Annotated in this window: 17 protein-coding genes; 7 read left to right on the top strand and 10 right to left on the bottom strand. The window is 61.6% G+C overall.

All coding sequences use genetic code 11. From position 1 onward, the window contains the following. Positions 1-74: 74 nt before the first annotated feature. The gene (gene dnaA, locus FZZ93_RS14245; RefSeq protein ID WP_149322984.1) at positions 75-1,538 is read right to left on the bottom strand and encodes a chromosomal replication initiator protein DnaA; all 1,464 of its coding nucleotides are present in this window, start codon (positions 1,536-1,538) and stop codon (positions 75-77) included. A 514-nt stretch (positions 1,539-2,052) separates the two neighbouring features. Between dnaA and rpmH the strand changes: the two genes are divergently transcribed. From rpmH to mnmE, 4 genes are all read left to right on the top strand, one after another. Then, the gene (gene rpmH, locus FZZ93_RS14250) at positions 2,053-2,187 is read left to right on the top strand and encodes a 50S ribosomal protein L34 (RefSeq protein ID WP_008959105.1); all 135 of its coding nucleotides are present in this window, start codon (positions 2,053-2,055) and stop codon (positions 2,185-2,187) included. Positions 2,188-2,197: 10 nt separating this feature from the next. Further along, on the top strand, positions 2,198-2,596 hold the full coding sequence (rnpA, locus tag FZZ93_RS14255; protein WP_149322985.1) for a ribonuclease P protein component: 399 nt from the start codon (positions 2,198-2,200) through the stop codon (positions 2,594-2,596). A 207-nt stretch (positions 2,597-2,803) separates the two neighbouring features. Next, complete coding sequence (yidC, locus tag FZZ93_RS14260) at positions 2,804-4,504, top strand: membrane protein insertase YidC (protein ID WP_149322986.1); 1,701 nt, start codon at positions 2,804-2,806, stop codon at positions 4,502-4,504. A gap of 103 nt (positions 4,505-4,607) precedes the next feature. Beyond that, on the top strand, positions 4,608-5,978 hold the full coding sequence (gene mnmE, locus FZZ93_RS14265; RefSeq protein WP_149322987.1) for a tRNA uridine-5-carboxymethylaminomethyl(34) synthesis GTPase MnmE: 1,371 nt from the start codon (positions 4,608-4,610) through the stop codon (positions 5,976-5,978). A 21-nt stretch (positions 5,979-5,999) separates the two neighbouring features. Here mnmE and FZZ93_RS14270 read toward each other — a convergent pair whose 3' ends face one another. The 9 genes from FZZ93_RS14270 to FZZ93_RS14310 all read right to left on the bottom strand — a co-directional run bounded on the left by FZZ93_RS14270 (position 6,000) and on the right by FZZ93_RS14310 (position 15,439). Continuing rightward, positions 6,000-6,851 (bottom strand): 23S rRNA (adenine(2030)-N(6))-methyltransferase RlmJ, encoded by an 852-nt coding sequence (locus FZZ93_RS14270; RefSeq protein ID WP_149322988.1) that lies wholly within the window; start codon positions 6,849-6,851, stop codon positions 6,000-6,002. A gap of 107 nt (positions 6,852-6,958) precedes the next feature. Continuing rightward, positions 6,959-7,630, bottom strand: coding sequence for a YiaD family glycine zipper/OmpA-like lipoprotein (locus tag FZZ93_RS14275; RefSeq protein ID WP_407650241.1), 672 nt, complete (start codon positions 7,628-7,630; stop codon positions 6,959-6,961). Between the two features lie 33 nt (positions 7,631-7,663). Further along, complete coding sequence (hemW, locus tag FZZ93_RS14280; RefSeq protein ID WP_149322989.1) at positions 7,664-8,839, bottom strand: radical SAM family heme chaperone HemW; 1,176 nt, start codon at positions 8,837-8,839, stop codon at positions 7,664-7,666. Next, on the bottom strand, positions 8,836-9,444 hold the full coding sequence (rdgB, locus tag FZZ93_RS14285; RefSeq protein ID WP_149322990.1) for an RdgB/HAM1 family non-canonical purine NTP pyrophosphatase: 609 nt from the start codon (positions 9,442-9,444) through the stop codon (positions 8,836-8,838). Before rdgB ends, hemW begins: the two co-directional genes overlap by 4 nt. A gap of 178 nt (positions 9,445-9,622) precedes the next feature. Then, positions 9,623-10,861 (bottom strand): P-loop nucleotide/nucleoside kinase family protein, encoded by a 1,239-nt coding sequence (locus FZZ93_RS14290; protein ID WP_149322991.1) that lies wholly within the window; start codon positions 10,859-10,861, stop codon positions 9,623-9,625. A gap of 27 nt (positions 10,862-10,888) precedes the next feature. Continuing rightward, entirely contained in the window at positions 10,889-12,178 is a 1,290-nt protein-coding gene (gene hemL / locus FZZ93_RS14295) for a glutamate-1-semialdehyde 2,1-aminomutase (RefSeq protein WP_149322992.1), read from the bottom strand. Between the two features lie 232 nt (positions 12,179-12,410). Next, positions 12,411-13,235: a bifunctional hydroxymethylpyrimidine kinase/phosphomethylpyrimidine kinase gene (thiD, locus tag FZZ93_RS14300; protein WP_149322993.1), complete on the bottom strand. Its 825-nt coding sequence runs from the start codon at positions 13,233-13,235 to the stop codon at positions 12,411-12,413. After that, positions 13,235-13,666, bottom strand: a complete 432-nt coding sequence (gene hemJ / locus FZZ93_RS14305; RefSeq protein ID WP_149322994.1) for a protoporphyrinogen oxidase HemJ — start codon at positions 13,664-13,666, stop codon at positions 13,235-13,237. Before hemJ ends, thiD begins: the two co-directional genes overlap by 1 nt. 9 nt (positions 13,667-13,675) lie before the next feature. Beyond that, on the bottom strand, positions 13,676-15,439 hold the full coding sequence (locus tag FZZ93_RS14310) for a chloride channel protein (RefSeq protein WP_149322995.1): 1,764 nt from the start codon (positions 15,437-15,439) through the stop codon (positions 13,676-13,678). A 163-nt stretch (positions 15,440-15,602) separates the two neighbouring features. Between FZZ93_RS14310 and argC the strand changes: the two genes are divergently transcribed. From argC to FZZ93_RS14325, 3 genes are all read left to right on the top strand, one after another. Next, positions 15,603-16,637 (top strand): N-acetyl-gamma-glutamyl-phosphate reductase, encoded by a 1,035-nt coding sequence (argC, locus tag FZZ93_RS14315; protein WP_149322996.1) that lies wholly within the window; start codon positions 15,603-15,605, stop codon positions 16,635-16,637. A gap of 174 nt (positions 16,638-16,811) precedes the next feature. Beyond that, on the top strand, positions 16,812-17,165 hold the full coding sequence (gene erpA / locus FZZ93_RS14320) for an iron-sulfur cluster insertion protein ErpA (protein ID WP_149322997.1): 354 nt from the start codon (positions 16,812-16,814) through the stop codon (positions 17,163-17,165). 113 nt (positions 17,166-17,278) lie between these two features. Continuing rightward, entirely contained in the window at positions 17,279-18,049 is a 771-nt protein-coding gene (locus FZZ93_RS14325) for a transporter substrate-binding domain-containing protein (protein WP_149322998.1), read from the top strand. Positions 18,050-18,106: the final 57 nt, after the last annotated feature.

Below are 18,106 nucleotides of genomic sequence, written 5' to 3' on the forward strand. Positions count from 1 at the left end.
TCGACTCCACTTCTTGTCCTGGAGGGATTGTAGGCCGGCGAGCCGACCGGTCGATCGATTCATGCATGGTGAACTCAACTCGTCAGCAGACGTAGCAGGTTCTTGTAATCTTCGCGAATATCCGCGCTTTCATCCTGTAACGCCTGCACCTTGCGGCATGCATGCAATACCGTGGTGTGATCCCGGCCGCCAAAGGCATCACCGATTTCGGGAAGACTGTGATTGGTCAGTTCCTTGGCCAGCGCCATAGCAACCTGACGTGGCCGAGCCACGGAGCGCGAACGGCGCTTGGACAATAGATCCGCCAGCTTGATCTTGTAGTACTCGGCCACCGTACGCTGAATGTTATCCACGCCAACCTGCTTGTCCTGCAGGGCCAGCAGATCCTTGAGCGACTCGCGGATGAAGTCCTGAGTGATGGTCTTGCCCATGAAATGAGAATCGGCAATGACCTTCTTCAACGCCCCCTCGAGCTCGCGCACGTTGGAGCGGATCTTCTGGGCGATGAAGAAGGCCGCGTCGTGCGGCAGATTGACCTTGGCCTGGTCGGCCTTCTTCATCAGGATCGCGACCCGGGTCTCGAGCTCCGGCGGCTCGATCGCCACGGTCAGCCCCCAACCGAAGCGCGACTTGAGACGCTCCTCTACCCCACTGATTTCCTTGGGATAACGGTCCGATGTCAGGATCATCTGCTGACCGCCTTCGAGCAAGGCATTGAAGGTATGGAAGAACTCTTCCTGGGAGCGCTCCTTGCCGGCGAAGAACTGGATATCATCGATCAGCAAAGCGTCGACACTGCGATAGAAGCGCTTGAAGTCATTGATGGCGTTGAGCTGCAGCGCCTTGACCATGTCGGCGACGAAGCGCTCGGAGTGCAGATACACCACCCGTGCATTCTCGCGCCGTGCATCCAGGGCATTGCCGACGGCATGCATCAGGTGGGTCTTGCCCAGGCCGACGCCGCCATAGAGAAACAGCGGGTTGTAGGCGCCGCCGGGATTCTCGGAAACCTGTCGCGACGCAGCCCGCGCCAACTGGTTCGACTTGCCCTCGACAAAGGTCTCGAAGGTGAAGTTATGGTTCAGTCCACTGTTGTGCTTGAGACTGCCCTCGACCTGGACCTGACGCTCGCCCGTGGGGCGACGCGGCGCCTCACCTTCCTCTCGCAGTTGATCGATTTCGGATTCATCCGCCACATCGCCCCGCGGAGGGGTATGAACGGCGGGCGAGCGAGGCGCCGCAGACACCGGATCACCAAGTTCACGCGGCTGGGGAGCGGGAGCCGCTCGGCGGCTGCCCACGGTCAGTACCACCTTGGGCGGCTTGGCAGGGGCCAACTCGCGCATCAGTTCACTGATACGCTTGGCATACTTGTCGCTGACCCAATCACGCACGAACCGGTTGGGCGCCAGCAGGCGCAACTGGTTGGACTCTCCCTCTTCTTCCGCCTGCAATGGGCGAATCCAGGTGTTGAACTGCTGAGAGCTCAATTCATCCTGCAGGGTAGCCAGACACTGTTGCCAGAGAGCAAGCGACACGCGACCTCACCATCGTAGATTCAAGAACGACCGCACATTGTATCGCCCAAGCCTCTGGTTATCCACATGAAGTCGCACTTCAATGAGCTTTGTGGAAAACCCTGTCCTAAAGGCCGGGAAATGACCGGGAGCAATATGGTGATCACCTGGCGTTGTGGACAAGGTTCACTTCCATGCAATGGATACTCACAGTGGATACACTGCCATCCCAAAGGATGTCCACACCAGAATTATGAATATATCCCATTGTTTTTTATGGTGTATGTCCACTTATCCACAAATTAACTCCCCAACTATAATAACAGCTATATCAAACTATGTTTTTAATTAGTAATAATTCTGGCACCAATACGCCCGGACATCGCCGACTCTAGGCAAACAGGGCAATTGCACCGAGGCCGTGAAATCACTACAATGCCCGGTCTTGAGCCGAATCCCCCGGGTTTCCAACGGAAACCGGGCGCCTCTGAAAAGTTATCGATCCGTTCCAAAAACCACGTGGGAATAATTAGTTATGAAACGCACCTTCCAGCCCAGCGTCCTCAAGCGCAAGCGCGCACACGGTTTCCGTGCTCGCATGGCCACCAAGAATGGACGTGCTGTCCTGGCGCGTCGTCGCGCCAAGGGCCGCAAGCGTCTGAGCGCCTGAACACAAACGCGTGTCCTATCAGGGCTTTCCTCGGCGGCTACGCCTACTGACCGCCGAGGATTATCGACGTGTCTTCGATACGGCGGCTTTCAAGCTTCACGGCAAGGGGTTGATGGCCCTGGCCTCGCCCAATGAGTTGGGTCACCCTCGTCTCGGCCTGATCTTCAGCAAGAAGAACGTCCGCCGAGCCGTTGACCGTAATCGCCTCAAGCGAATCACGCGCGAATCCATTCGGCTTCGCCAGCATCGACTCCCCGCCGTGGACATCGTATTGCTCGCCCGGCGTGGAGTACAGGAGCTGGACAATGAAGTTGTCCACCGCCAATTACATGGCATGTGGCGACGTCTGGAGCGCGAAGCGCAGAAAGCCTCGGAGCGCTCCACTACCGCCTCGACAGATCGTCGATGACCGGTCCAGCGTACCGTTGCCGCCGTCATCGCTCGGAGTTCGGATGAGCCTGTTTCCGCCACTCGTCGCGAAGCTTGACGCCGCCCCCCCGAAAGCGGACGCTCCGCTGATGAAAGCCAGCCTGCCGATGGCAGGCTTTCGCGTATGTCGGGTGTGCGACTCACGCTGCGCCATCGGAATGTTCACCACCCATTGGGCAGACCCCTCATGGACGTAAAACGACTACTCCTGTTGATTCCCCTGGCGATACTCGCCTACTTGCTCGTCGTACAGTGGAATCAGGACTACGGCCAGGCGACTCAGGCGCCGGAGGCCCCGGGCATCACCAGCAACTCGCCAGCGTCATCCCAGGATACTGGGGATACGAACGGTAGCGATCTGTCGGTTCCGTCCAGCGGCGCCGCCACCCCTGATAGCGCCGACATGGGCAGCGCGATGCCCGGCAGCGAAGCGGCTTCCAATAGCCGCGACCTGATAGCGGTCGCTACCGACGTGCTCGATGTACGCATCGATCCGCAAGGTGGCGACATCGTCTATGCGGCGCTCCCGGAACACAAGTACGCTCAGGACTCCGATCAGCCGTTCGTACTGCTTTCCGATAACGCCTCTCGCAGCTATGTGGCCCGTTCAGGACTCCAGTTGGAAGGCCACGAGGGTCGTATCGCCTTCACGCCCAAGCAGACCGAATACCAGTTGGGCGAAGACGACGACCAACTGCAGGTAGACCTCAGCGCCACCGTCAATGGCGTAGATGTCATCAAGCGTTTCACCTTCGATCGTGACAGCTACGCCGTGAATGTCGCCTACCTGCTGGACAACCCCAGCGAGACGCCGGTCACCGCACGCTTTGTCGGCCAGTTGGTGCGCGATAACACCAGCGACCCCTCCACTGGCCCGAAGATGGGCATGAGTTCCTTTCTGGGTGCGGCCTTTTCCACACCGGAAGATCGCTACCTGAAGGTCGATTTCGACGACATTCGCGACGGCAAGTTCGAGAATCGCGACGTCGAGGGTGGCTGGGTCGCCATGATCCAGCACTACTTCACGTCAGCCTGGGCCCCACCCCAGGACCAGAAGAATCTCTTCTATACCGCAACCGATTCCCAGAATCGCAACGTGGCAGCCTTCGCCGGCCCAACTCGCACCCTCGGCGCCGAAAGCAAGGCGACCCTGGCCGCCACGCTCTATGTCGGCCCCAAGATCCAGGATCGCCTGGAAGCGGTTGCCCCCAATCTTGAACTGACCGTCGACTTCGGCTGGTTGTGGTTCATCGCCAATCCGCTGTTCTGGTTGCTCGACCACATCCAGAACGTGATCGGCAACTGGGGCTGGTCCATCGTCATCCTGACGCTGCTGGTCAAGACCGCGCTCTTGCCGCTTTCCGCCAAGGCCTACAAGTCCATGGCACGCATGCGCAAGCTCGGCCCGGAGATGCAGCGCCTCAAGGAACAGTACGGCGACGATCGCCAGAAGATGTCCCAGGAGATGATGAAGTTCTACCAGAAGGAAAAGATCAATCCTCTGGGAGGCTGTCTGCCCATCGTGGTGCAGATGCCAGTCTTCATCGCTCTGTACTGGATGCTGCTCGAGTCCGTGGAGTTGCGCCACGCGCCCTTCATGTTCTGGATTACCGACTTGTCGGTGAAGGATCCCTTCTTCGTGCTGCCTATCCTGATGGGTGCGTCGATGTTCGTGCAGCAGCTGCTCAACCCGACACCGCCAGACCCGACCCAGGCGAAGATCATGAAGCTGCTGCCGGTGGTCTTCACCTTCTTCTTCCTGTGGTTCCCGGCCGGTCTGGTGATCTACTGGGTGGTGAACAACATCACTTCCATCGCCCAGCAGTACTTCATCACCCGCAAGATCGAGGCCGACCCCAACGTCGGCAAGGGCATGAAGACCAAGTAGGCCGCCCTGCTCGTCCGATTCGCCAGACCCCCGCCCTTGCGGGGGTCTGGCGTTTGGGGCCTGGGACATCGACAATATCGTCGACTCACTCGAGGAATCTCCGATGGCCGAACGCCTCTACGCACAGGACACCATTGCCGCCCTGGCGACGCCGCCCGGACAAGGCGGTGTCGGCATCATCCGCGTCTCGGGCCCTGCCAGTCGCTCGCTCGCCGAAAGCATGCTGGGCTACTGCCCTCCCCCACGGCAAGCCTTCTACGGCCCTTTCCGGGGCGAGAATGGCATGCTCGACGAAGGCATCGCGCTATTCTTCGAGGGGCCCAATTCCTTCACCGGCGAGGACGTGCTCGAACTTCAGGGACACGGCGGCACGGTGATCATGGACCTGCTGCTGGAACGCTGCGTGCAGCTTGGGGCTAGACTGGCCAGACCCGGTGAGTTCTCCGAGCGCGCCTTCCTCAACGACAAGCTGGATCTGGCTCAGGCCGAGGCCATTGCCGACCTGATCGAGGCAAGTTCCCGGGGTGCCGCCGAGAATGCCCTGCGCTCGCTGCAGGGCGAGTTTTCAAAGCGCGTCGAAGCACTGGTACAGGAGCTCATCGAGCTGCGCATGTACGTCGAGGCGGCCATCGACTTCCCCGAGGAGGAGATCGACTTTCTCGCCGATGGCCATGTCGCCGGCAAGCTCGCGTCGATTCGCGCCAGACTGGCCGATGTCCGCGACAGCGCCGGCCAGGGAGCGCTGATGCGCGAAGGCATGAGCGTGGTGATTGCCGGGCGACCCAATGCCGGCAAGTCGAGCCTGCTCAATGCCCTCACCGAGCAGGACACCGCCATCGTCACCGAAATCGAAGGCACCACCCGTGACGTGCTGCGCGAGCACATTCACCTGGATGGCATGCCATTGCACGTGATCGATACCGCTGGACTGCGCGACACTCCGGATGCGGTGGAAAAGATCGGCGTCGCCAGGGCTTGGTCGGAAATCGAGAAGGCCGATCGCGTGCTACTGATGGTCGATGCTACAACTACCGACGCCGTGGATCCCATGAGCATCTGGCCCGAGTTCGTCCAGCGCCTTGCTGACCCGAGCCGCCTCACCCTGGTACGCAACAAGGTCGATACCAGCCAGGAACCGCCGGGGCTAGACTTATCCACAACCACTCCGATCGTTCGTCTCTCGGCGAAGACCGGTCAGGGTGTGGATAACTTGAAGGAGCACCTGAAGGACATCATGGGCTTCTCGACGACCACCGAAGGACGCTTCTCGGCACGTCGTCGCCACCTGGATGCCCTGGACCGCGCCGCCACGGCTCTCGAGAACGGCAACGCCCAGCTCTCCGGCTACGGTGCCGGCGAGCTGCTTGCCGAGGACCTGCGCGACGCTCAACAGGCCCTGGGGGAAATCACCGGCGAATTCAGCGCCGATGACCTTCTGGGCGAGATCTTCGGCAGCTTTTGCATCGGCAAGTAGCCACACTCTCACTCTGCACGCTCATTCCGGCACCCACCAGTCACCCCGGTGGCAGCTGGCGTCTCCCAGTACAGGCGCCAGCCGCGCCATGGCATCTTCCAGGCGTCGATCCAGCCCCCAGGGCGGATTGATCACCAGCATGCCGCTGCCGTACATCCCTCGTTCCCGTTGGGGCGAAGCAACCGTTAGTTCACTGCGCCAGATCTTGCGCAGCCCGCCGGCCTTGAGCGCATCGAGAAGTGCCTCGTGGCGTTCCGCAGGCAGCAGCGGATACCACACCAGCATAATGCCGTGACGCGCCTTGCGCATGGCCTCGAGCAACGTGGCAGCGACCTCGCCATATTCCTCCTTGCGTTCATAGCTCGGGTCGACCAGTACGCACAACCGAGGCGTTGCCACCGGCAGGGCATCGATCAGCCCCGACAGGCCATCGCCATGCACGTGGCGCACCCTGTCGGCCAGCCGCTGCCGGCTCAGGTGCTCGTGCTCTCGAGGATGCAGTTCGAACAGCCGCAACGCATCCTGCTCACGCAGGCGCTGGGCCAGCCACCAGGGAGACCCGGGATAATGATCGAGAGCCTTCGGGCTCTGCTGGCTCTGGGCAGCCGCCAATCCTTCGAGCCAATCCGCCAGTAGCGGGTCTTCGGCAAGCTGCTCTCGCTCCTTCCAGAGCTTCTCCGCCCCATCACGATACTCCCCGAGCCGAACGGTCTCCTCGGCATCCAGGGGATAACGACCGCGACCGGCATGAGTATCTATGTACGTAACAGAAGACTCTTTACGTAACAGGTGATCGATGACGGAATAAAGCACCAAATGCTTATGAACGTCGGCGAAATTGCCCGCATGGTAGGCGTGCTGATAGGAAAGCATGGTACTGAATTCCAGAATGGGCAAAAAAGTGTGGCCAAGAAAGTATAGGCAAGTAAAGGCCCGCCTCCCCGAAGGGCAGGCGGGCCAACGCAGGAAGCTGGTTTCGATCAGTTCTGCGTGATCGGCGTCAGGGTCATCTCGACACGCCGATTCTCGGCACGGCCGGCTTCGGTATCGTTGCTGGCCACCGGCTGGTTCTCACCATAACCCTGCATGTTGAGTCGACTGGCCGATACCCCCGACTGGCTCAGGTATTGTCCCACCGCTTGTGCACGACGCTCGGAAAGGCGCTGGTTGTAGCCGGCATCACCGGTACTGTCGGTATGGCCGGCGATGTTGATCCGGGTATCCGTATATTGGGTCAGAACATTGGAGACATCATTCAAGGCGTTGGTGGCCGCCGATGTCAGGTCGCTGGAGTCGAAACCGAAGGTAACTTCGCTCGGCATATTGAGAACGATGTCGTTGCCCTGGCGTTCCACCCCGATACCGGTACCCTGCATGCTGCTACGCAGTTGTTCTTCCTGGCGATCCATGTAGGCGCCGATCCCGCCACCGGCGGCAGCACCGGCAGCGGCACCGATCAAGGCACGGTCACGGCGGCTGGTACTGCCATCACCACTCAGGGCGCCGGCAGCGGCACCGATCGCCGCGCCAATGGCCGCACCGGTTCCCGTCTTGTTGCGCTGGGTCTGGCCGCTGTACGGATCCGTGGTGGTACAGCCGACCAGCAGAATGGCGGCTGCCAGGGGGGCGAGCGGACGAACAGACTTCATCATGGGGGTAACTCCTTGTGAAAGGGATGGCATCCTTTATGCGTCGGCTTCACTGATGATAGCCAACAGCTCGTTCAAGAATAATAGACCTTGAGGCGATGCTTGAAGCCTCTCGGGATCTTCCACCAAAAGTCCTTTTTCCCGCGCTCGTGTCAGCCGCGAGGTCATGACCTCCTGTGGATATCCGCTATGTGCACTCCATGTCGCCATCGAGACACCATCGACGAGCCGCAGCGCATTCATGGCGAATTCCAGGGGCAGCTCATCGGGCGTCACCGCAGCACGACCAGCAACGAAGCCCCGCGGATCGCGACGCCGCCTCAGGTAAGCCTCCGGTTGACGCGCCTTCCAGCGCCGCTCGATGGTCAATCCGTCGCCTGACCGCGCGCTCAACTTGCCATGGGCGCCGGCACCGATGCCCAGGTAATCGCCGAAGCGCCAGTAATTGAGATTATGGCGGGCACCCAGACCGGGGCGTGCATAGGCAGATATCTCGTAGCGCTCGAGCCCTTCAGCCTCCAGCCGTTCGTGCCCCATGTCCTGGATATCCCAGAGCACCTCTTCTTCCGGCAGCATCGGCGGTCGAGTGTGGAATTCGGTATTGGGCTCGAGGGTCAGCTGGTACCAGGAAAGATGCTCGGGCGACAGCGCCAACGCCCGGTCCAGATCGGCCAGCGCCAGTTCGATGGTCTGGCCGGGCAGGCCATGCATGAGATCGATATTGAGGTTGTCGAAACCGGCATGCCGGGCCTCCGCGATGGCAGCTTCGGCATCATTGCCATCATGGATACGCCCCAGTGCGGCGAGCTGGTCATCCTGAAAACTCTGGACCCCGAGCGAGAGTCGATTGATGCCAGCCTCGCGATATCCCGCGAAACGCCCGCGCTCCAGGGTGCCGGGATTGGCCTCCAGGGTGATCTCGATATCCGGGGCCAGCGGCAGGCGAGCTTGCAGTGCCTCGAGCAATCGACGGTAGAAGGAGGGTGTCATCAGGCTCGGCGTTCCTCCCCCGATGAAGACACTGACGATCTCGCGCCCAGCGGCTAGAGGTAGGTCGGCATCGAGATCCTCGATCAGCGCCGCCAGATATTCCTCCTCGGGCAGCTCGGCACCACGCCCCACGCCGTGGGAATTGAAATCGCAGTACGGGCACTTGCGCACGCACCAGGGCACATGGACATAGAGTGCCAGGGGCGGCAGACGGTCGATCATGGTGACCACGCGGTATCGGACAAGGCCTCCACCAGGGCGTGAAGGGCGCGACCACGATGACTCAGGCGGTTCTTTTCCGATGCCGACAGCTCGGCCGCCGACATTCCCTGATCCGGCACCCAGAACAGCGGGTCGTAACCGAAGCCACCCTCGCCACGCGGATGAGCCAGGATCTCGCCATCCCAGTGTCGCTGAACGATCAGTGGCACCGGGTCCTCGGCGTGGCGCAGCAGCACCAGCACACACCAATAGCGAGCATGACGTTCCCCTTCGGGGACATCGCTCAATGCCTCGAGAAGATGACGATTGTTGCGCTCGTCATCCTTGGGCTCGCCGGCAAAACGAGCGGAATAGATACCGGGGCGCCCCTGCAAGGCCTCGACGGCAAGGCCGGAATCGTCGGCCAGGGCCGGTGCGCCACTGACCCGGCTGGCCTCGCGCGCCTTGAGCAGGGCATTTTCGACGAAGGTCAGCCCGGTCTCCTCGACCTCATCGACGGCAAATTCCGACTGGGGTTTGACCTCGAAGCCCAAGGGGGCGAGGAGTTGATCGAATTCACGAAGCTTGCCGGCGTTACCACTGGCCAGTACCAGGTGCTTGGACATGTCATGCGCTCTTGCTAACAGAATCGGGTGAAGATGGTTGGCAACGCATTCTACGAACCACGGGGACGGAGGGGAAATCCAGTCCGCCATCGAGACGCTCGGCGATACCGGCGGTGAGCTGGCCCGCCAGTATCTCGGTGCGCTACCGCCCCTTAGCAATGGCCGAGACGGGGTTGTCTCAGCGGACATGCTCCTGAATCAACCCGGCCAATGTCTCGGTAGCATTGTCGGCAGTGGTATCGAGTCGGATCAGCAGCCGGCGCTCCTCATCGGTGAAGTCCTCGAAGGCCTTGCATTGCCGGGCCAGGACAGCAAGGCTCTCCTCGGCGGGTACGTCCTGACGGGTGGCCCGCTTGACGATACGCCGCTCCAGCGTCGCCTCATCGGCCTCGAAGCTGATCAACAGCACAGGCAATCCCCGACCTTCGGCCTGGTGACGCAAGAGATCACGTTGCTCGCGCTTGAGACAGGTGCCATCAATGCACACCGGCACCCCAGCATCCAGCAAGGAACCGGCGCATTTCGCCAGGCGCTGATAGGTCTTGTTGGTGGCGGTATCGGAAAAAATATCCACAGGCAGGCGGACCCTATCGGCCTGTGGATGAATCCCATGCAAGCGGCGTCGCTCCACATCGGAACACACTCGGACCGCACCCAACCGGCTTACCAGGGTGCGTGTGAAACGACTCTTGCCGCTCCCGGCCACGCCGATACCGATGACGAGAGGCGGAAAGCGAAACTCGGTATGGCGCTCGGCGAGATCGAGATAGCGACGACAGGCACCCATGGTTTCCGCCAGCAGTGCCGGCTGCTCGTCGTCGCCGGCTTCCGCACGGCGCAGCAGGGCCCGACGGGCACCGGAAAGGCATTCGATGACGCGGCAGACCGACAATAGCCGCGGCAGGTCGTAGTCGCCGGAAATGCGCAAGTAGCCATCCAGAGCCTGATGGGCAAGCCTGGCCTCGTCACGAACCTCCAGCCCCACCAGCAGCGATGCCACGTCGGCGGCCGGATCAAGAGGCCCGTTGGCACCGGCACCGTCGAGGTCCCGATCGATGGCATTGGCCATCAGGGCTCGTCCATCATCGAGCAAACGACTGCGGGGATGCGCACGCGCCCAGCTTTCAGGCAACAGCATGGCATTGCGTGCGCGCAGCAATGGATCGAGGCGAGTGATGTTCTCGTCGAGCCAGCGAGCCAGGTCGGACAAGCGCAGGCGATCTTCGTCACCGCTCATCAGCGACTCCAGGGCCTGTACCTCGACATTCATTCGCTCCCGGATTGCTCGTGGAGAGCGCGATGCATCGTCCGAGTCATGCCCATGTTCGTCATGCCAGGCACAGAGGGGAGGAAGCAGTGACGCCAGATCGAAGTCACCCTCCCGAGGCAAAGTATCGTGGGATTCTCTCTGGCTCATTGCCTGTCTCCTAGCTGGAACGTCGTTTCAAGCCTGGCGCATCGACGCGAAGGCCAATTCGGCGGCATCGAGGGTCGCCTGAATATCCTCGGGCGCGTGAGCACTGGACATGAAACCGGCCTCGAAGGCTGAGGGCGCCATGTAGATACCTTGCTCCAGCATGGCAGCAAAGAATCGACGGAAGGCATCCGCATCGCAGGCCGTGGCCTGGGCGAAGTTATCCACACGACTCTGGCCCGTGAAGAAGATGCCGAACATGCCACCCACTCGCTGGACAATCATGTCGATACCTGCCGCCTCGGCCCTGTCCCGTAGCCCATTGCACAGTGTCTCGACCCGTTGGGACAGGGCATCATGGAACCCCGGTTCGCGAAGCTTGTTGAGCAGAGTGACGCCTGCCGCCATGGCCAGCGGATTCCCCGCCAGGGTGCCGGCCTGATAGATCGCCCCGAGCGGCGAGATGTTTTCCATGATCGAGCGGCGCCCACCGAAGGCGCCCACCGGCATGCCGCCACCAACGATCTTGCCCAGGCAGGTCAGATCGGGCGTGACGCCATAGTGGGCCTGTGCGCCGCCCATAGCGACCCGAAACCCGGTCATCACCTCATCGAAGATCAGGACACTCTCGTGGCGGTCGCAAACCTGACGCAAGGTCTCGAGAAATCCCGGCTGAGGCGGAATGCAGTTCATGTTGCCGGCCACCGGCTCGACGATGATGCAGGCAATCTGGTCGCCGATCTCTTCGAAACAGGTCTCCACGGCGTCGGCATCATTATAGGAAAGCGTGATGGTGTGTTCGGCCAGGGACGCCGGCACGCCCGGAGAGCTCGGCTCGCCATGGGTGAGGGCACCGGAACCCGCCTTGACCAGCAGGGAGTCGGTATGGCCGTGATAGTTGCCCTCGAACTTGACGATCTTGTCGCGTCCGGTATAGCCACGCGCCAGGCGAACCGCGGACATGGTGGCCTCGGTACCGGAGTTGACCATGCGCACCATCTCGATACTGGGCATCATCTCGCAGATCAGATCGGCCATTTCGGTCTCGATCGCGGTGGGAGTCCCGAAGGAGAGGCCGGCATCGATGCGCTCTCGCACGACCCCCAGTACATCGGGGTCGGCATGGCCAGTGATCATCGGTCCCCAGGAGCCGACATAATCGATATAGCGCTTGCCTTCCACATCGAACAGATAGGCACCCTGGGCACGCTCCATGAAGACCGGAGGACGCTCCAGTCCCTTGAAGGCACGCACCGGCGAATTGACGCCGCCGGGAATATGTCGGCAGGCCCGTTCAAAGAGCTGTGCGGATGTGGTCATGTCAACCTCTTGTCCTGTTGAAGGATAACCTTTCAATTGCCTGGAGGCGCGATGCCACGGCCCCCAGGCTGTGGATAATTCTCTGGATAAGCTTTTGGCGAGCGGTGATCTCACGGTGAATATCGTCGAAATCCGCCTACTCGGTCAGCCAGTCATCGTGGTTCCCATTCTCGACGCAGACGCCGGCAAAGACCAGTCCGATGGCTCAAGTGTCTCTCAAGAAACATTTTCCTTACTTCGCGCCGATCGGTAACCGCCAGAGCCGCCTCGGCAAGCACTGATCCTGGCCAGGGCACCAACCATTCACCAAAGCTTCCCAGGTGAAGGCCTGCGCCTGCTCGCAGGCACCGGCCAGCGATTCGCCCAGCGCCAGCCGCGCCGCCAGAGCCGATGCCAGAGTGCATCCCGAGCCATGATAGACGCCGTCCAGCCGTGGCCACTCCCACTGGCGATCGCCATCCGGCGCATGCAGGGTATGCACCACGCTTTCGCTCGACTCGACGCCAGGCGCCTCAGTACCGGTGACCAGCACCGCCTGGCAGCCCAGCTGCAACAGGCTCACCGCTCTCTGTGTCTCATCGTGGCAGTGTCCATCGGCGAGCCGCGAGAGTTCCAGATGATTCGGGGTCAGAATATCCACAAGCGGTAGCAAGTGTGACCGGTACGCCGTTACCAGCGCCTCGGTGGATAACTCGCGACCTCCGCCGGCCTTGAGCACCGGATCCGCCACCACCGGCACGCCGGGACGTTGCCGCACGATCTCCACCACGGCGTCCAGCGTCGCCATATCGGCCAGCAGGCCGATCTTGATAGCGGCGATCTCGATATCCACAAGCTCGGCCGCCATCTCCCGAACGAGATCGGCCCCCACTGAATGGACCGCACTGACATCACGACAATTCTGCACCGTCATGGCGGTGGGAATGGTCAGCGCCCATCCACCGCAGGCCGCGATGGCCTCGGCATCGGCCACCAGGCCGGCACCGCCGGTAGGGTCGTGCCCACCCAGCACCAGCACCACCGGCAGGTGAGGATTGGTTGTACGCGAGATTGGCATCAGAACGGCTTCAGTACGGCAAGAATGACGATCGCCAGCAAGGCAATCACGGGCAACTCATTGAAGATGCGGAAATAACGTGGGGAACGCTGGCAGCGCTCGGCGGCGAACTGCTTGAGATAGATCAAGCAGACATGATGGTAGGCCACCAGCAATACCACGAGGGTGAGCTTGATATGCATCCAGCCCTGGCCAAGCCACGCCGGGGCCTGATAAAGCAGTATCCCGCCGAACACCAGCACGGCGATCATCGAGGGTGTCATGATGCCGCGATAGAGCTTGCGCTCCATGGTGGCGAAGTACGCCATGGCCTGCTTCTCGTCCCGGTCACGCGCTGTGGCGTGATAGACGTAGAGCCGCGGCAGATAGAACATGGCGGCGAACCAGGTCACCACGGCCACGAGGTGAAGGGCCTTGATCCAGAGGTACATGTCGACTCCTCAAGTGTCGCTGAAGCGATAATAACGTTCGATGGCATCGCGGGTGATGATACCGGAAATGCGCTTCTTACCGGGACGGTGTCCATGCTCCACATAGAGAGCATCCACGTGTTTGGTATTGAGTCGATCAAAGGCCTCGGAGAGCGTCGCCTGCAGATGGATCGGCGCCAGCTCAAGGCGCTGACCGGGAATCTCCAGCAGGTCCAGTCGACCGTCCTTGTCGATATTGTCATTCTCGTCGTGTTCCAGCATCCAACGCGCCAGAGCCGCGGCCTTGAGCGCCAGCGTCGGCTTGTCGTCCCGAGAACGCTCGATGACCACCCATTCCGGCTTGCTATCCAGCAGGGTACTGGCCTCGGCTCGAGTCACACGACGCGGCGTGCGTACCAGGGCGCGCTCCATGACCGCCGGCACCGATACACGGGAAAGCGCTTGCATCAGCGGTTGCTGCAAGGGATGCAGGCCATGGCGCGTGACGCTGATGAAGAAACCGTCACAGCCGCATAGCTGCCGCGACGTCAGTCCCGCCACCACAACGGCCAGCATGCCCGGCAGGATCAAGCCGGGGTTATGGGTCAACTCAAGCAATGCCATCAGCGCCGCCAGGGGCGCCTGCAACACCGCGCCCATCATCGCCGCCATGCCCAGCATGGCGTATACCTCGGGACCAGCGGCGATCTCGGGCAACAGCCACCCGCCGAACAGGCCGCACAAGGCACCGACGGCGCCACCGGCTACCAGTATCGGCCCGATGATGCTCACCGGAATACCGCAAGCCACGGTTATCGCCGTCAGCAAGAGCTTGCCGATGGCCAGCGCCAGCAGCACGTCGGTTGGTTGCGCGCCGTTGAGGATCGCCCCCAGGCTGTCGTAGCCCATTCCCTGTACCTGGGGATACCACCAGGCCACCGCTCCCACCAGCAGGCCAACCAGCACCAGGCGTGCCGGGAAGGGTAGGCGACCCATGACATTCCCCGAACGCGCCACCCGCACGAAGAGACCGGCCAATAAGCCGATCAGCAAGGCACTGAGCACGATCCAGGGAAGGTTGAAAAGCGACTCCAGCTCCACGCCGCTCATCTGGAAGGGGCGTTCGCCCCCGTAGACCACCCTTGCCACCAGCGCACCGATCGTCGACGCCAGGATCACCGGCATGAAGCCCGTGATAGTGTATTCCATCATCACCACTTCCATGGCGAAGATGACACCGGCAATTGGCGTATTGAACGAGGCCGAGATACCAGCGGCGGTGCCGCAGGCCACCAGAACGCGCAGGCTGTTGTGCGGCAGGCGTAGCCGCTGGCCCAACCCGCTGGATGCCGCGGCGCCGAGATGAATGGCCGGCCCCTCACGCCCGGCGGACAGGCCACCCAGCACCGAAATCAGGCCAACCCACCATTGCGTGAACCAGTTGCGCATAGGGAAACGCCCCTGGTGATAGGTCAGTCGCTCGATGACATGGGCCACGCCGATCTGACGCCCGGCAGGCGGTTGACGCCATAACCACAGGCCGATCAGGGTCACCGCCAACAATGGTAGCAAGGCCCTGAGCACAGGAGACAACCCTTCGAACGCCTCGGGGTCGGCATCGGGCATGAAGGCCATGGCCCCGACTTCCAGCAACAGGCGAAAGCCGACCATCAGCCCGCCGGTGATCAATCCCGAGAAGACACCCAGGACGCACAATTGGGGCAGGGCATCGACACTGGCCAGCCGACGGCGAAAGCCATCTAGGGTGAAATCGAGTAACGGGCGTCGCGGCAAGATGACCTTCCTATGGACTCGAGCATTCTCCAAGAAGACGATGAGCGCAGAGACGTTTCAGCCAATGCCCTGACGCTGGATGACCACCACTGGGTAGGCCATGCCCCTCTTGTGTATCATATCCAGAGACAGAGGTCCCAGCGTCCACCATGAGGAGTCCATCGTGATCAAGGTCGGAATCGTCGGCGGCACCGGCTATACCGGGGTCGAACTGCTCAGGCTCCTGGCTCGCCATCCACAAGTGCGTGTCGAAGCCATCACCTCGCGCAGCGAAGCCGGCCTGGCGGTCAGCGAGCTGTACCCCAACCTGCGCGGTCATTACGACGAACTGCGTTTCAGCGAGCCCGACCCCGCGCGACTGGCGACCTGCGACGCTGTGTTCTTCGCCACGCCCCACGGTGTAGCGCATGCCCTGGCCGGCGACCTTCTCGCCCGAGGCACCCGGGTCATCGACCTGTCGGCGGATTTCCGCCTGCGCGACGCCGAGGAATGGGCCCACTGGTACGGGCAACCGCACGGCGCTCCCGAACTGCTCGATGAGGCTGTCTACGGCCTGCCCGAGACCAATCGCGAGCGTATCCGCACCGCTAGGCTGATCGCTGTGCCCGGCTGCTATCCCACTGCCGTGCAACTCGGCCTGCTGCCGCTGCTCGAGAGCGGCTCGATCGATCCGGACCGGGTCATCGCCGACTGCAAGTCTGGCGTTACCGGTGCCGGACGGGGCGCCAAGATCCCCTCGCTGCTGGCTGAAGCCAGCGAATCGATGAAATCCTACGGCGCCTCGGGGCATCGTCACCTTCCGGAGATTCGCCAGGGGCTCGGCGACGCCGCGGGCGGCCCGGTTAACCTGACGTTCGTGCCGCACCTGACACCCATGATCCGCGGCATCCACGCCACCCTGTACGGCCAGCTTCGCGATGACGTCGACGACCTCCAGGCGCTGTTCGAACACCGCTTCGCCGATGAACCCTTCGTCGATATGATGCCAGCAGGCAGCCACCCGGAAACCCGCAGCGTCAAGGGCGCCAACATGTGCCGCCTGGCGGTGCATCGTCCCGGCGACGGCGACACCGTGGTGGTGCTATCGGTGATCGACAACCTGGTCAAGGGTGCCTCCGGCCAGGCAGTGCACAACCTCAACCTGATGTTCGGCTTCGACGAAACCGCCGGCCTCGACGCCCCGGCCATGCTGCCCTGACATCACTTTTCTTTCATGGGCCATCGCCATTCCTCGTAGACCTGTCGACGGCTCAGCCACGAGCCGATCCTCGGAATCGCGATGGACCATTTCGCAACAATAGTTGACCCTTTTACTGGGTGGTGTGGATAATCATGGCATGAACCACATTCACCGATTCCCGGGAGGTCACCGATGAGCGGTGTCGCATCCTTCGTTCCCACTCCGCTGTTGCTATCCGACAGCGCCAAGGCACGCCTCAGAAGCCTGGTCGAGGAAGAAGGCAACCGCGGGCTCAAGTTGCGGGTCTACGTGACCGGCGGCGGCTGCTCGGGTTTCCAGTATGGCTTCGATTTCGCCGAATCGGTCGCCGAAGACGATACTCTGGTGGAGTTCGACGACGTGGCCCTGGTGGTCGATCCACTTTCCTACCAATACTTGGTTGGTTCCACGGTGGACTTCGAGGAAGGGCTGGCCGGAGCGCGCTTCATGATCCAGAACCCCAACGCCACTACCACCTGCGGCTGTGGCGCCTCCTTCATGGTCTGAACGGTACCGTTGATCGGGCGCTAAATCACGCCGCAGGCCCGGACTTGACGCTTTCACGACAACTCGCCATGGTGAAGCTGTATTCCACAATAATTGCTTCCATGGGGAAACGTATGAAACGTCAACTGAAGGCGGTCTCGCTGGCATCCTGCATCGGTCTCGGTCTGGGTGTCTATGGCCTCGCCGCCGCCCAGGACCAGACACTCGACGTGGCCACCGATCCGAGTTTCGTGCCCTTCGAGATGATGGATCAGGAAACCGGCGAGATGACCGGTTTCGACATGGACATCATCAAGGAAATCTCCGAACGGGCCGGGTTCGACTACAATCTCCGGACCATGGACTTCAACGGCATCATCCCCGCCGTTCAGACCGGTAACATCGATATCGCCATTGCCGGCATCACCATCACCGACGAGCGCTCCAAGATCGTCGACTTCTCCGATCCCTACTACGACAGCGGCCTGAAGCTGCTGGTCAATGCCGACGACGACAGCATTCAGGCCGTCGAAGACCTGGAAGGCAAAAAGGTCGGCACCAAGATCGGCTCCACCAGCTACGACTATCTCGAGGAAAACCTCGGCGACAGCGCCGACATCACGCCCTATCCGGGCTCCAGCGACATGTACATGGCGCTGCTCGGCGGTAGTGTCGATGCGGTCTTCTACGACGCGCCCAATGTCGGCTACTTCTCCCAGACCAAGGGAGAGGGCCGCGTCAAGACGGTCGGGCCGCTCTACGAGGGCCAGCAATACGGTCTCGCGCTGGTCAAGGGCAGCGAATGGCTCGAGTCCGTCAACGAGGCACTGGCCGCGATGAAGGAAGACGGCACCTACGATGAAATCCACGCCAAGTGGTTCGGCTCCTCTTCAAGCGACGAATGATCCTTCTGCCTCGCTGATACGGGGTCGGGTCCTGGGACCCGGCCCCGTTGCGTTGTA

This window comes from Halomonas eurihalina (assembly GCF_008274785.1).
Taxonomy (GTDB): Bacteria; Pseudomonadota; Gammaproteobacteria; order Pseudomonadales; family Halomonadaceae; genus Halomonas; species Halomonas eurihalina.